Source organism: Streptomyces sp. NPDC043952, assembly GCF_056435325.1.
This window is the reverse complement of record NZ_JBWKES010000001.1, coordinates 283,607-298,050: the sequence shown is the minus strand read 5'-3', so window position 1 is coordinate 298,050 and position 14,444 is coordinate 283,607. Positions and strand designations below refer to the sequence as shown.

At 69.4% G+C, this 14,444-nt stretch carries 13 protein-coding genes; 8 read left to right on the top strand and 5 right to left on the bottom strand.

What is annotated here, in order from left to right:
* Positions 1-36 precede the first annotated feature (36 nt).
* Positions 37-387, bottom strand: coding sequence for a hypothetical protein (locus AC069R_RS01395; RefSeq protein ID WP_478763528.1), 351 nt, complete (start codon positions 385-387; stop codon positions 37-39).
* Between the two features lie 155 nt (positions 388-542).
* Between AC069R_RS01395 and AC069R_RS01390 the strand changes: the two genes are divergently transcribed.
* Both AC069R_RS01390 and AC069R_RS01385 read left to right on the top strand, forming a co-directional pair.
* Positions 543-968: an Hsp20/alpha crystallin family protein gene (locus AC069R_RS01390; protein WP_478763526.1), complete on the top strand. Its 426-nt coding sequence runs from the start codon at positions 543-545 to the stop codon at positions 966-968.
* Between the two features lie 390 nt (positions 969-1,358).
* Positions 1,359-1,811 (top strand): DUF2267 domain-containing protein, encoded by a 453-nt coding sequence (locus AC069R_RS01385; RefSeq protein WP_478763691.1) that lies wholly within the window; start codon positions 1,359-1,361, stop codon positions 1,809-1,811.
* A gap of 593 nt (positions 1,812-2,404) precedes the next feature.
* On the opposite strand, the gene AC069R_RS01380 is transcribed toward AC069R_RS01385, so the two are convergent.
* The gene (locus AC069R_RS01380; RefSeq protein WP_478763524.1) at positions 2,405-3,316 is read right to left on the bottom strand and encodes a hypothetical protein; all 912 of its coding nucleotides are present in this window, start codon (positions 3,314-3,316) and stop codon (positions 2,405-2,407) included.
* Positions 3,317-3,721: 405 nt separating this feature from the next.
* Here AC069R_RS01380 and AC069R_RS01375 point away from each other — a divergent pair, with 405 nt between their 5' ends.
* The 4 genes from AC069R_RS01375 to AC069R_RS01360 all read left to right on the top strand — a co-directional run bounded on the left by AC069R_RS01375 (position 3,722) and on the right by AC069R_RS01360 (position 9,312).
* Entirely contained in the window at positions 3,722-4,423 is a 702-nt protein-coding gene (locus AC069R_RS01375) for a hypothetical protein (RefSeq protein ID WP_478763522.1), read from the top strand.
* 61 nt (positions 4,424-4,484) lie between these two features.
* Positions 4,485-5,918 carry a ParB N-terminal domain-containing protein gene (locus AC069R_RS01370; RefSeq protein WP_478763520.1) on the top strand — a complete coding sequence of 478 codons (1,434 nt, stop codon included), beginning with the start codon at positions 4,485-4,487 and terminating at the stop codon, positions 5,916-5,918.
* Positions 5,915-7,720 carry a DEAD/DEAH box helicase gene (locus AC069R_RS01365; RefSeq protein WP_478763518.1) on the top strand — a complete coding sequence of 602 codons (1,806 nt, stop codon included), beginning with the start codon at positions 5,915-5,917 and terminating at the stop codon, positions 7,718-7,720. The genes AC069R_RS01370 and AC069R_RS01365 overlap by 4 nt, the downstream gene beginning before the upstream one ends.
* 239 nt (positions 7,721-7,959) lie before the next feature.
* The gene (locus AC069R_RS01360; protein ID WP_478763516.1) at positions 7,960-9,312 is read left to right on the top strand and encodes a DNA cytosine methyltransferase; all 1,353 of its coding nucleotides are present in this window, start codon (positions 7,960-7,962) and stop codon (positions 9,310-9,312) included.
* Here the strand turns inward: AC069R_RS01360 and AC069R_RS01355 are convergent.
* Positions 9,241-9,705, bottom strand: a complete 465-nt coding sequence (locus AC069R_RS01355) for a very short patch repair endonuclease (RefSeq protein WP_478763514.1) — start codon at positions 9,703-9,705, stop codon at positions 9,241-9,243. The genes AC069R_RS01360 and AC069R_RS01355 overlap by 72 nt on opposite strands.
* Before the next feature lie 23 nt (positions 9,706-9,728).
* Entirely contained in the window at positions 9,729-10,739 is a 1,011-nt protein-coding gene (locus tag AC069R_RS01350; RefSeq protein ID WP_478763512.1) for a hypothetical protein, read from the bottom strand.
* A gap of 348 nt (positions 10,740-11,087) precedes the next feature.
* Between AC069R_RS01350 and AC069R_RS01345 the strand changes: the two genes are divergently transcribed.
* Both AC069R_RS01345 and AC069R_RS01340 read left to right on the top strand, forming a co-directional pair.
* Entirely contained in the window at positions 11,088-12,125 is a 1,038-nt protein-coding gene (locus tag AC069R_RS01345; RefSeq protein WP_478763510.1) for a permease, read from the top strand.
* Positions 12,122-12,952, top strand: coding sequence for a TIGR03943 family putative permease subunit (locus AC069R_RS01340; protein ID WP_478763508.1), 831 nt, complete (start codon positions 12,122-12,124; stop codon positions 12,950-12,952). Before AC069R_RS01345 ends, AC069R_RS01340 begins: the two co-directional genes overlap by 4 nt.
* Positions 12,953-12,980: 28 nt before the next feature.
* Here AC069R_RS01340 and AC069R_RS01335 read toward each other — a convergent pair whose 3' ends face one another.
* Positions 12,981-14,351, bottom strand: a complete 1,371-nt coding sequence (locus tag AC069R_RS01335) for an MFS transporter (protein ID WP_478763690.1) — start codon at positions 14,349-14,351, stop codon at positions 12,981-12,983.
* Positions 14,352-14,444 lie beyond the last annotated feature (93 nt).

Sequence of the window (14,444 nt, the reverse complement as noted above, 5' to 3'; positions counted from 1 at the left end):
CTGGGACTGGGCGCTGGGACGAGCAGAGGGCCGGGCTTACGGCGCGCCCGGCGACGCCTCTGCTCGTCCGTCGCGCCGGCTCCTCAGGCCGTTGCGGTCGGCGACGGCCCAGGAGGCGAGGGCGACGGCACCGGCGACGCCGAGGACGGAGGGCCAGGCGCCGACCTTCTTGGCGAGCGGGTGGGAGCCGGCGAAGGCGCCGACGTAGGCGGCGGTGAGCGCGCCCGCGGCGGCGTTCCCGGCCTGCTTGCGCCACTGCCGCGCGGCGGCGGCCCCGGCGACGGCGAGCACGGCCCCGCCGAGCGGCCGCCTCTTCGTCCACCGGGCGACTCCGTACCCGCCGACGAGCCCGCTCGCGGCGACGACAGCGCTGGGGATCCTGGCCATGCATGCCTCCGAATGTCGTAGAGGAGGCCGAGGCTAACGCGCAGGCGGACACGCTTACCTAACCTGAGTCGAGGGTTGTCAACTTTCCCTCTCCGAGCTATATAAATAGCCATAGGGCATCGCACCCAGCACCTGAACGAAGGGAGTGACCCGTGATGCTCATGCGCACCGACCCGTTCCGCGAATTCGACCGACTCGCGCAGCAGGTCCTCGGCAGCACCGCCCGTCCGGCCGCGATGCCGATGGACGCGTACCGTGCCGGTGACGAATTCCTGGTCCACTTCGACCTCCCCGGTGTCGATCCGGAGACGATCGAGCTGGACGTCGAGCGCAACGTCCTCAATGTCCGCGCCGAGCGCCGCAGCCCCGCCCCCGAGAACGCGGAGACGCTGGTCGCCGAGCGGCCGACAGGCACCTTCACCCGCCAGCTCTTCCTCGGTGACACCCTCGACACGGACCGCATCGACGCCTCCTACGAGTCCGGCGTCCTGACGCTGCGCATCCCGGTCGCCGAGCAGGCGAAGCCGCGCCGTATCCAGATCACCGGCGGGACCCCCTCCCGCAAGCAGATCGCAGGCTGACACCCCCGACGCGGGGCGGGACCCGAACCTCCGGAACCCCGGACCTCCGGAACCCCGGACCTCCGGAAGTCCGGAACCCCGGAACCCCGGAAGTCCGGAACCCCGGAAGCCCGGAACCCCGGAAGTCCGGAACCCCGGAAGCCCGGAACCCCGGAAGTCCCGCCCCGCGCCGGGCCGTCCGGCCCCGAACCCTGCCCACCCGTCCCGGCCTGGCCGCCCCGCGACGGGGTACGAAACCTCTGGATCAACCGGACGCCCGGCACCCGCCCGACGTGCCCCCGAGAAGGAGCCTTGACGATGACCACCCCGGCGACCACCGCGGCGCCCAAGCAGGCGACGAACGCGACGCTCAAGACGGCGAGGAGTACGGCGCCCAGGGCATCGGCCTCGATGGTGACTGCGGCGGTGCCCCTGCCGAAGCCGCACCCGAGCCCCGCCGACTCGGCGGCCTGGGAGAACCTGACCGAGGCCGTCCGCGAGGCGGGCCGCTACCCGACCCGGACGGAGGCCGAGCGCATCACCCGCATCGTCCTGTCCGCCCTCGGCAGCCACGTCACCGGCGACGAACGCGTCGCCCTGGCCCGGTCCCTGCCCCCCGAGGCCGGCCGCCTGATCGCCGCCCAGATCCCGGTCCCCGAGCCCCTGACGGCCCGCGAGTTCGTGGACTCGGTATCCACCCGGATCCCCGACTCGACCCCGGCAACCGCCCGCTGGGACGTCAGCTCGGTCCTGACCACCCTCTCCACCAAGCTCCCCCCCGACCTGACCGACCGCATCCTCTCCCAACTGCCGCCTGGCTACGCCCTGTTGTTCGGGAGGGCGGAACTGGCGACTGCCGGGTGACCGTAATCCGTGGGTGCCGCAGGCGTGTACCGGCCTCACGTGCATCCCAGCCGGATGCACTCGGATTAAGGGGGCGGCGGAACCGCTGAGGGCACCGACCAGGAGCACGACATTCCCGACGCTCGTTAGCTGTGCGTCGGGCACGGCGCACAGCATGAGATGGCGCAGATGGGACGCCTCCGCGGTGGCAGCTCTGCTCCTCTCGGGACCGTACCGTGTCGGCCTGGGCCTTTCGGCAGTCCCGCCACTCAGTGGGCGGGACTGCCGAAGCGTGGGCGCGGGTGGTCATGAACGAGACCAACGCCCGGAAGCAATGGCCCCCCGGCTCAAGCGGGCGGCCGCGGCGCTGGAGCGGGGCAGAGGTGCCGAAAGTGATGCCAACCGGCAACGTCGGCTTCAGCACGCCGGCCTGAAGGAGTGCGCGGTCGGACTGATCGCGGAGCTGCTCCACTGGACAGCCGCACGGGATACGACCTGGACGACGTCCACCGACCAGGAACATGCATGACGAATCCGAAGCAGGCGCGGCATGACGGCAGGGCGGTTCCGTACCGTCCGGTGGCGGATCAAGACACCCACTGCCCTGCCGGCTGTCACTTCAGGGCTGCCCGCAGTACGGCGCCGGCGTCATCTGCCGCTCCTTCCTCATGCAGCTCCGCCGCAACCCTCATCACAGACCCGTCTTCCTGGTCGCGGCCATAGACGTGGATCAGGTTGTCTGCCAGGTGATCGCGATTCTGCTGCCTCAGCTCCACGATGACCAGTGCGGTCTCGGCGGGGCCCAGCAGTTCGGTGGTGCCGCGCCGGAGGAGGGCCAGGGCTTCGTCCGGCTGGCCAGTGCTGTCCAGCTCGCGTGCCTGTGCCGCCAGCTGCCGTGCCACGGCCACTTCCTTCTGGCTCCGCTGCCGGTCCCGCTGGTGGCGGGGGACCGGCAGCGGAGTCCGGCGAGCCTTGGCCATGGCTAGGCACGCTTGCGGGCCGGCCTCGGACGTCTCCAGGGCCTGCATCTTGGCCCGCAGTCCGGCAATCTCCTGGCGGAGGGATGCCACCAGAGCGGCGGTGTCTTCCTGCTCCTTCTCACGGGCCACGCACGCGGAGCAGGGGGCGTTGGGCTGAGCGGTGAGCGAATCGATTCGCCCGCCCAGCTCAACGCAGGACGTGCAGCCCCGCCTTTCGCCGTCTGCGCTGGTGCGCAGATCCTGCAATGCCTCAAGGGTGATGTCGACCTGGACGCCGCCGACAGTGGCGCACAGGCAAGCCTCCCTATAGAGGTCATCGATAAATTTCCGGCTCGGGATCCGGGGATCAAGGCTGGCAAACCGGGACAAAGAAGTGGAGTTGGTGTCCAGCAGTTCCGCCAGCTTCGCCTGTGTCGGCGGCATGCCACCGAACTTGGCGGAATCCTGCGTCCACAACAGGACCAGCAAACGCCTGATGGCAAGGGCGAGTTGCTGCTTCCGTGGAAGGCTGTCACCGGCGAGCGGTCTTATGAGCCAGCGCGGCATGGGCGTGCGGCTTCCCTCCGGCGGTGCTCCTGATGGCACGTGTTTCCTCCCTGAGATGCGCAGGCGTCAATTGCGCGGATGCCTGCCGAACGGCCCTGTGGCCTGGCTCCGATCTTGCAATTGTGCCCGACGGCAGCTGAATCAACCACACGATTCAGCTTGCTTTCTGACGGGCCAACTTGCCATTCAGCGAGCAAGTCGGGCTTGGGTATTTGCTTTACCCGGGCAAGCGGGGAAAGGGCTGGACTTTCGCAGTGCTCGTCGTGTGAAGTGTTGAACGAGCCGCCAAGGGTCAGGGGTTGCGGAGTTTACGTGGGTATCGCCCATGTTTGGCTGGGCTGCCGCACAACCCGAGGGGGGTAGCGTGTCCGCTGGGCAAGCTGATGAATTCACGGAGGTCTGCTGGTGGAAGAAATCCCGTCTTATCAGGACAAGAAGTTCGGAACCATGGCGAGGGCCGCGCTGTGGCTGATCTCTGAGGTGGGGGTAGGCGAGATCTTCACCAAGGCGCAGTTGCGCGAGGCGTTTCCCGACGTAGCGCAGATCGACCGCAGGCTCCGCGACCTGCGGGATCACGGCTGGCGTATCGACACCAGCCGCGACGACCCCGAGCTGCGCCAGCAGGAACAGCGGTTTGTGATCAGGGGCGCCGACGTCTGGATCCCTGGCAAGTCGAAGGCGCCTAAGCACAAGGCGAGTCTGACCGCTGCCCAGCGGGCGAAGGTTCTCCACGACGACAATCACCTGTGCCGCTCTTGCGGCATCGGGGCCGGCGAGGCGTACGAGGACGGCGGCGGCGTCGAGCTTGCCAAGCTCAATGTCTCCCGGCGTAAGGTGCTTCACTCCGCCGGGACCGTGGAGTACCAGCTCATCACCGAGTGCAAGAGGTGCGGCACCGGCGGCGGCCCCGACCGGGAGGTCGACCTCGGAGCGCTGCTGGAACTGGCTGAGTCTCTCTCGCCGTTGGAGCAGCGTCTCTTCGCCAAGTGGATCGAGGCCGACCAGCGTTCCTTCAGCCCGCTTGAGAAGGTATGGGGCATCTACCGGACGCTGCCCCAGCAGTCGCGTACGGCGGTGGCGGAGGCCATCGACGAGATGACCGGCTGATCCAGAAGGACCGGCAAGAGCAGCTGACAGGACCGGCGACAGAAAGGGACGGGGAAAAGACATGGTGCGGGACTTCCCGCCGCCACCGCGCGCGGAATACTTCAGTAAGCTGATCAAGAAGAGGGTAGAGGAGGCGAAGTCGACCGGCGGTACCCGGGAGACCGTCACGGTCGACTGGAATGGGCAGCAGCTCCATGTCGACGTGATCGACCTGCCGTTGAACGACCTCTACCTCAACCCTGGTACGCACAGGATCCGGGCCCAGCGCACTCACAAGCCCGACCAGGATCAGAACCTGGACAAGGATCCGTTCGGCGAGGCCGGCCAGGACTACCTGCGCTGGCTGCTCCAGGCCCTGCCGTCCGATCCTGAACTCCGCGACCCGGCCTTCGAGAAGCTGAAGGAAGACCTGCGGGAGTTCGGCCAGAACGACCCCGGACTGGTCACCCACCACGGCGTGCTGGTGAACGGCAACACGCGCGCGGTTGCCCTGCGCGAGCTCGGCAAGCAGTCGATGCGGGTGGGTGTACTCCCCTCGTCGTTTACCCAGGCCGACATCGACGCCGTAGAGCTGGCGCTTCAGCTCCGCCAGGACCAGCGGCGTGACTACTCGTACATCAACCGGCTCCTAGCCATGGAGGAGCAGGCGGCGCTGGGGCGGACGCCGGAGCAGATCGCCAAGGAGTTCCGGATCAGGCCGGCGACTTACCACCAGGAGCGGTGGATCCTCAGCGTGATCAAGGAGCTGAACGGCCGCAGCGCCAGTGGCGGGGGTGTCGCGCTGCGGCTGGTGGACTGGGAGGGGGCACAGGAGCGCCTCAAGGAACTCCAGAGGCTCTATGTGAAGCTGGAGAACCTGGACCGGGACCAGGCTGAGATTCTGAAGGAGCGGCGCCTCGCGGCGATCCTGCTGAACTTCTCGAAGACCGACGTGCGCCACATCGACGAGGTCTTCCTGGAGGAGGGGTATCTGGAGGACGTGCTGCCGCCGGAGCTGGCGGACAGCGGAACGGCGGCGCAGCCTGAGGCGGTCTCCATTCCCGGGCTGGGCCTCGACGTGCCGGCCGCCTCGTCGGCCGTATCGGCGGCCCGTGCTCTGAATGACCGCATTCTCCGCGCAGCTGCCACCGTCCGTAATACGGCGGCGGGACTGCCCGACAGCGAGAAGGCGTCGGCTCAGGCGCTGCTCGACCAGGCCAGGGATGCCTTCGACAAGGCGATCGACAAGCACGGCCGGGACGCGCGGGTCCGCAAGCGCAAGCAGCTCGCGCCGGCCCGGCTCGCGGACGCGTGCGCCAATATCGACCAGTGCGTCTTCGAGCTGGTCCAGGCCCGTACCTCGAACAGTCTGGATGAAGAGGCCTTCGACGAGGCCGTGCTCAAGCTCCAGGGCAGTCTGCGCAAGCTCGCCCAGCAGGCCGGGCGCGGCATCCCGAACCCCGGCGACGGTGTTTCCTGGCTCCTCGCCGCCGCCACTGTGGAGGGCTCTCGGTGACGGAAACGTCCCTGCACCTGGGGTTCGACGACGCGCGCACCCGCGTCGTTCTGCGGACCACTGACCAGTACCGGCAGGATCTCGTCCAGCTGGCCGCCCGGTTCCGTACCGGCGGCCAGCTGGGCCCGCACTCCGCTTCTGTCGTCCTGGACGACCTCCTGGCGAATCTGGCCTTTCTCAGCGGCTGGCCCGACCCTGCTGGTGTTGAGTGGGCTCCGGAGCTCCGGAACCTCGTTTCCGGAGTGGTCAGGGATTCACGGCTCGTCGAAGAACGGCTGACGGACGCCGGAGCACCTGCGGAGATTGCCGCTGACGAGGTGCTGGGCATGCTCGGCGACACCTGGAAGGAAGACCTCAACACCTTCCAGCGCCGGGACGTCGCCAAGCTGCTGTCCCTCGGACATGGGGCGAACTTCAGCGTCCCCGGTGCCGGCAAGACGCGTGTAGCGCTCGCGGTGTATGCCGCCCAGCGGGCCAGAGGGGGCGTCAGCAGGCTCCTGGTCGTATGCCCTAAGTCGGCTTACGAGTCCTGGCGTTATGAGACCGCCGTCTGCTTCACCTACCCCTTGCGTACCCACGTCCTCGACGGCTCTCTGGATGAGTGGGCGGAGGTCCTCATCGTCAACTATGAGCGTCTGGACCGTTCGCTGTCCCTGCTCGCGAGCTGGCTGAAGTCCGCACCTTCGATGATCGTGCTCGACGAGGCACACCGTATGAAGCTCGGTGCACGCGGCACCTACGGCGCCGCGTGCATGGCGCTCGGGCCGCTCGCGGAGCGCCGGCTGATCCTGACCGGGACGCCGGCGCCGAACGGCTCCAAGGACCTGGAAAACCTTATGGGCTTCGTCTGGCCGGGGCACGGCCAGCGCGCGGTCACCCGGGCGGTGGCCGGCGGCGATCTCGCTTACGCGAGTACGGTCCTGAGGCCGCTGTTCACGCGGACGACCAAGCAGGAGCTCGGCCTGCCGCCGATGACCCTGCGGATGCGCTATGTCGACATGCCGGATCTGCATGCCGAGATCTACAGCTCTCTGGTAGGCGGTGCGGCCGCCGGCACCGCACGCGACGACCTCAGCGGGCTCGGCAAGACGGCACTGCGTCTGCTGATGGCGGCGACGAGCCCGGCCCTGCTGCTGGAGGGGGCCACCAAGCATGAGCCGCTTGCCTATCAGCTTCCTCCGCTGGAGATTCCGGCCGGCAGCTCGTTGTACTCGCTGATGCAGAATCTTCCGGACTACGAGCTGTCCCCGAAGTACAAGGAAGCGCTGGCGATCGTCGCCGAGAACGCGGCGCAGGGCCGCAAGACGCTGGTCTGGACGACCTTTGTGCGCAGCCTGACCACCTTGGCGCAGATGCTGGAGAAGTACAGCCCGGCTGTCGTCTACGGAGGCACGCCCGACCGGGAGGAGCAACTGCGCCGCTTCCGCGAGGATCCCAGCTGCATGGTGCTGATCTCCAACCCGGCGACACTCGGAGAGGGAATCAGCCTTCATCACGTGTGCCACGACGCGGTCTACGTGGACCGGGACTTCATGGCCGGACGCTACCTCCAGAGCCTCGACCGGATCCACCGGCTGGGGCTCGCCCCGGATACGGAGACGAGGGTGACCGTGATCGCAGCACGCAAAACGATTGATGAAGTGGTCGAGATACGGCTGGACCAGAAGCTCGAGTTCATGGGCAAGATCCTTGATGACCCCACGGTCCAGCAACTGGCGGACCTGGAGGAGGAGCCCTCTGTAGCGGCTGGTCTGGCACCTGGTGACATCGAGGCGTTGCTCCGGCATATCGGCCGCGGCTGAGAGCCAGGCGCCCTTGACGGACTACTTCAGACGATGCCCGGCTGCATCACTTGCCACGATGTCTGGTGAGTGAGATCACAGGGGCATGAAGTGTTCCCTGATCTCAGCCCTGGCCTGACCGGCGGCCAGGGCTGGGACAGTGGGAGACTCGTGGGTGCGATGTGCTCGAGAGCCAGCAAGTGACCGCTGGTCTCTGGGACACTTGGGATCCGTTTTGAGTCACCCCTGGAAGGAACCTTATGAGCGCCAGCGGTCGTGAGCGTCCGCAGTTCGCCCGGTCACTGACCTCAGTGGAGATCTGTGCCGGCGCGGGCGGGCAAGCCGTTGGGCTGCATAACGCGGGGTTTGACCACCTGGCCCTCCTTGAGTGGGACCCGCATGCGGTGGAGACCCTGCGAGCGAACGTGGGCGGCTGGCCTGGCTGGAGCGAGGAACGGGCCAGGGCCCTCCGGCCGGCGGACGTACGGGAATTCCTCAAGCCCGGTGGAGTCGGGAATCCCGGAATCAAGAAGACCGAGCTGGGCCTGCTGGCGGGCGGCGTGCCCTGCCCGCCTTTCTCGCTGGCTGGCAAGCGGCTGGGGAAGGATGACGAACGGGACCTTTTTCCGGATGCTCTGAGGATCGTCGATGAGCTTATGCCGGAAGCGGTCATGATCGAGAATGTCCGGGGAATTCTGGAACCCCCGGAGGTGTTTATCGACTATCGCAGGGACATCCTGGGTAATCTGCGGGACCTCGGCTATGCGGTTCCTGAAATCAAGGCGAGCTGGTCGGCGGAGAAACAGGATCTCGCCATGCGGAAGGTCTGGCGCCGGATTGACGCAAGTAAATTTGGTGTCCCTCAGCTGCGGCCGCGAGCCATTCTGGTCGTAATTCGTAAGGATGTGCTTGAGCGGTCAGGCCATGAATTTGTTTGGCCGTCCAGAATCGAGGGCAAGCAGGCTACGGTAGTCGACGAGCTTGCCGCCAGCATGGAGGAGCGCTGCAAGAAGTTCTGGACGAAGAACAAGCACGGAGAGCGTGCGAAGCCTGGGGAGCGTACCGGGAAGGACGTCTACCAGGAGTGGCTGCGCAAGGCTTCCAGGGCGGCGGAGACCGGCAGGGGGGTCGCGCCGACCCTCGTCGGCGGGTCGAAGAAGCATGGTGGTGCGGACCTCGGACCGACCAGGGCCAAGAGGGCGTGGGAAGCGCTCGGCGTGGATGGCATGGGCATCGCCAATGACCCTGATAGCTGCGACCCGGAACGGGACCTTTTCCGTCCTGCGGGACCGATGCTCACGGTGGAACAGGCTGCCCTGATCCAGGGATTCCCGGCCGACTGGAAATTCCAGGGCAGGAAGACCGCAAGATACCGCCAGGTCGGTAATGCATTCCCGCCTCCGGTTGCTGAGGCGGTAGGACGGGCGATTGTGGCGGTTCTGCGTCCGGAGCACCGTGACGAGTTTCTCCGTGACTACGCGCCGGACACGCAGGATGCTTCCGCTGACCTGCTGCAGCAAGAACAGATGACTTTTCCTGTGTCAGTCGGGCTGGACACTGATTCCGCGTCGTTGACTCACTGCCGTGGCGATCGTGTTGGCGCAAATGTCTGACGGTTCGTGCTCCCAGAAGCGGAGCACGAGCCACCCGGCTTCTTTGAGGCGTTCGTCGGTGTCGCGGTCGCGCGCGACATTCTGGAGCACCTTTTCCGACCAGTAACCCGAGTTGGTCCTGGGCGGAACGTAGTGCTCAGGGCAGCCGTGCCAGTAGCAGCCGTCGATGAATACGGCTACCTTCGCCGGACGGAACACGAGGTCCGCTGTCCGGCGAAGGTCCGGCAAGGGTCGTGCGGCGACGCGGTAACGCAGGCCCTGGGCATGGACCAGTCGCCGGACCAGTCGCTCAGGCTTCGTGTCCCGGCTGCGGATCGCCTGCATATTGCGGCGCCGCGCCGCGGATGAGGCCCAGGAGCCTTCCGGCGCTACCCACGGAGAGTCTTCGGACACCCTGCAAGCCTAGCCTGGGCTGCTTACGCCCCATGACACTCGGCGTAGTTCCTCTCCGCCCCGCACCAGCACTCCGCCCCCCTCCCCGGTGGCCATGCCATCGCGCGGCCCCTTGCGGCGAGGGTTGTGGCGTATTGGGGGAGGAGGGTCGGGTCGTCCGGGGTGGTTGCTTCGGAGGCGGCGAAGGCTTCGTAGGAGGGGACCGTGCCGGTGACGATGCCGAGGTTGCCGGTGCCGGAGGTGGAGAGTTCGCGGAGGGAGGACTCTATGGTCGCGAGGTGGGCGGCGTGGGAGGGGTACTCCGTGGCGAGGGCCGGGTAGGCCGTCAGGAGTTCGGCCAGTTCCGGGGCCGGCCAGTGGAGGACGGCGACCGGGAAGGGGCGGGAGAGGGCCTCGCGGTAGGCGCCCAGTTCCGTGCGCAGGCGGGAGATCTCGGCCTCCAGCTCGGCCGGGTTGTCCGAGCCGAGGGACCAGACGCGCTTGGGGTCGTGCAGCTCGTCCAGGGTGACCGGCGCGGTGTGCAGGGTGTCGGCCAGGGTGTCCCAGTCGTCGTGCGGCAGGCCCCGCATGCGGCGGACGCGGTGGCGGCCGTAGAGGAGCGGGTGGAGGTGGGCCGGGGGTTCCGCGGCGTCCGGGAGCAGCAGGCGCGCCGCCTGTGTGAACGTCTCCTCCGCCGACTCCAGCTCGTCGTGGGACTCCAGGGACTCCGCGATGATCACCCAGGGGCCGGGCTCGCGCGGGGCCGTCGTACGGATGCCCTCGATGATCGCCCGTGCCTCGGCCTCATGGCCGTACTCCCAGAGGTTGGCCGCCTTCAGGGCCCGTACCAGCGACGGGTTCTCCAGGGTGGCCGGGGTGGACAGCAGGCGGTCGTAGAGGGTGGTGGCGGCGGGGCGGTCGCCGGACAGCTCCAGGTGGGCCGCCGCCCGCAGGAGCAGGGCCTCGGCGTCCTCCGGGTACAGGCCGGCGGTCCGCTCCAGGCGTGCCGCTTCGGCGGTGTGGTCGACGTTCTCGGCAGGCGTGTCGGGGCGCATGGGGGACACCGTACTGCCGGGCGCCGACAAACGTCAGGGCGGTCCGGTGGGGGTGATCCCTGAGGGGGACACCTCGCATATACCGGCCTCTGTAGGGATATACCGGTCCGTCGGGCCCCGGTCACCCGGTCCGTCGGGCCCCCGTCACCCGGTCCGTCGGGCGGCCGTACAGCCCCCTCACCCCGGCCGTACAGGAGCACTCGACCCCGGCGGCCATACGGAACCCCACGTCCCCGCCCCAGGGGACCACTCACCCCCTGTCACACAGGACCACTCGCTATCTTCTGTGCCTACAGCGACATCCGTGCGGGCATCCGGTCCGTGCGGACATCTGGACGTGGGGTCGGGATGCGGGTGACGGGCGAGCTGGTCCACGTCGAGCCGGAGGGGCGGGAGGCGGGCCGGACGGGGGAGGAGCCCGGAGCGGGTGCGCTGCCCCGGTACTGGCCGCTGCTGCTCGTCGGGGCCGCCGTCGTGCCCGGCACCCTGCTCTTTCTCGTCGGGCGGTGGGGGGACGCGCCGGCCGCGCAGGCGTGGCGGACCGTGTGCCTCGCGGTGACCGTGCAGGCGCTGCCTTTCCTGCTGCTCGGTACGGCCCTGTCCGGGGCGATCAACGCCTTCGTGCCCGAGCGGGTGTTCCGGCGCATGCTGCCCCGGCGGCCCCTGCTCGCCGTACCCGTGGCGGGGGTGGCGGGGGTGGTGCTGCCGGGATGCGAGTGCGCGTCCGTGCCGGTGGCCGGCAGCCTCATCGGGCGGGGGGTCACCCCGGCCGCCGCCTTCGCCTTCCTGCTGTCCGCGCCGGCCATCAACCCCGTCGTCCTCACCGCCACCGCGATCGCCTTCCCCGGCAACCCCGCCATGGTGCTGGCCCGGCTGCTCGCCTCGCTCGCGACGGCCGTCGTGATGGGGTGGCTGTGGTTGCGGTTCGGGCGCAGCGAGTGGCTCAGGCCGGCCGTACGGCACACCGGGCACCAGGTGGGGCACAGCCGGTGGGACGAGTTCCGGGCCGGGTTCCAGCACGACTTCCTGCACGCCGGCGGGTTCCTGGTGCTCGGCGCGATGGCCGCCGCCACCTTCAACGTCGGGGTTCCGCGCTCCGTGCTCGCCACCTTCACCGGGACGCCCTGGCTGTCCGTGATCTTCCTGGCGGCCCTCGCCGTGCTGCTCGCCGTCTGCTCCGAGGCGGACGCCTTCCTCGCCGCCTCGCTGACCGGGTTCCCCCCGGTGGCGCGGCTGGCGTTCATGGTGGTGGGCCCCATGGTCGACCTGAAGCTGATCGCCCTCCAGGCGGGCACGTTCGGGCGGGCCTTCGCCGTACGGTTCTCCGCCGCCACCCTCGTCGTCGCCGTCGTGTGCAGCGCGCTGATCGGAGGTGCCCTGCTGTGAAGCGGACGCTGCAATCGGGGCTGCTCGTGCTGTGCGGGCTCGGCCTGCTGCGCATCTCCCTCGTCACCGACCTGTGCCTCAGATACGTCAAGGAGAGCATGCGGCCCCTGCTCATCGCCTCCGGGTGCGTGCTGGTGCTGCTCGGAGTCGTCAGCGCGGTGCTCGACCGGAGGCGGCGGAAGCGGGAGTACGGCGGCCACGGGCGCGATCACGCAGACAGTCACAGTCACAGTCACGGCCACGGCCACGGACATGGGCACTCCGACGGCCATGGCCATGAACACGGCGACGGCCACGGGCACGATCACTCCCATCTCCCCCGCGTCGCCTGGCTGTTGCTGCTCCCCGCGCTGAGCCTGCTTTTCTACGCCCCGCCCGCCCTCGGCGCCTACACCGCCTCCCGGCAGCCGCCCAAACCCGTCGCCCCGCAGAGCGAGTTCGCGCCGCTGGCGGCCGTCTCGCCGCTGCCGATGACCCTGTCCGACTTCACCAGCCGGGTCCAGCAGGACCGCTCGCGGGCCATCAAGGGGCGTACCGTCCTGATGACCGGCATCGTCACGCCGCACGGGAACGGCAGCTGGGACCTCACCCGGATCATCATCAACTGCTGTGCGGCGGATGCCCAGTCGGTGAAGGTACGGGTCTACGGCGGTCCCGTGCTGCCCGCCAACACGTGGGTCACGGTCACCGGGACGTGGCACCCCGGCGGCACCCTGGGCACCGCTTCCGCGGCGGTCGCGCTGGACGCCCGTACCGTCGAGAAGGTGCCCCGGCCCATCAACGGCTACCAGGACGCCCTCCCGCTGCCCACCACACGCACCTCCTGAAAGGAATGGGGCGGGGGCGAACCGGCCGTCATGACAAGGGAGTTGGTCCTGCCCTCCCGCCGGTCTGCTTGCCCTCCCGCAGCGCCAGCACCCCGATCGCGCCCGTCGTCGCCAGGGCCGCCGAGACCAGCAGGGCGAGGTTCATGCCGTGGGCGAGGTGGCCGCCGGAGGTGGCGAGGGCGATGGTGAGGGCGACGCCGACGCTGGAGCCGATGTAGCGCAGGGTCTGCTGCGCGCCGGAGCCCATGGCGGCGCGGGCGCGGGGGACGGAGTCGACGGCGAGGAGCGGGAGGGCGCCGTTGAGGAGGCCGCTGCCCAGTCCGCCGATGATCAGACCGGGGAGCAGCCGGGTCCAGGAGCCGGAGCCGATGGCGCCGAGCAGGGTCAGGGCGCCGGCGGCGTGCAGGGCGAAGCCCAGGGCGAGTTGGCCGCGCGGGGGGACGGGCAGGCGTTTGACCTGGAGGGCGACCGTGCAGCTCAGGCCGGACCAGAGCAGCAGCAGACCGGCCGTGGCGAGCGGGGAGAGGCGCATCGTCTGCTGGGCCACCGCGGGCAGATAGCTGAAGACGCCGATCACCGCGAGGCCCGTGAACAGGCCGCCCGCCGAGGAGGCCAGGAAGCGGGCGTGGCGCAGCAGGCTCAGGTCGATCATCGGGGTGCGGGAGCGCCGTTCGACGGCGACGAAGACGGCCAGCAGCGCCACGGCCGCCGCCAGGAGCAGCCCCACCGGTGCCCGCAGCCAGCCGTCCCGGCCCAGCGTCAGCGCCGCGACCAGGGAGATGAGGGCGAGTCCGAAGATCAGCGCGCCGGGTATGTCCGGACGGCCGCCGCGGGGGGCGCGGGACTCGGCGAGGGTGCGGGTGCCGAGCGCGGCCAGCAGCAGGGCGAGGGCGCCGAGGACGCCGTAGCCGGCGCGCCAGTCGGGCAGTGAGGCCGCGATCAGGGGGCCCGTCGCGATGCCGCCGCTGACGAACGCGCCCCACACGCCGGTCGCGTGCAGCCGGCCGCGCGGGCTGGGGAAGGCGTGCACGATCAGGCCGAGGGCGCTGGCCAGCAGGGCCGCGCTTGCCGCGCCCTGGGCGATGCGGGCCAGGGTGAACTGCCAGGTCGAGGTGGTCAGCGCGCCGAGGGCGGTGGTCAGACCGAGGGCCAGGGTGCCGGCGAGGAAGACCCGGCGGCGGCCGTAGTCGTCGGCGAGGCTGCCGGCCACCAGGAGCAGGGCGGCGAGGCCCAGCGGGGTGCCGTTCAGGAGCCAGGCCTGGCCGGAGAGCGGGGTGTGCAGGGCGGCCGCCGTCTGCGGGAGCGTGACCATCGGGGCCGTGTAGTTCATCAGGGTCACGGCGGTCGCCGCGCTGACGAGGGCGAGGGTGGCGCGGGGGCGGGCGGGGGAGGGTGCGATGCCGTCCGGTTCCGGGGGCGGGGCTCCGCCGGTGCGCGCCGCGCGTGACCCGCGGGAGCCGCCCGGCCCCGGCGCGTCGCGAGCTCCGCGCAC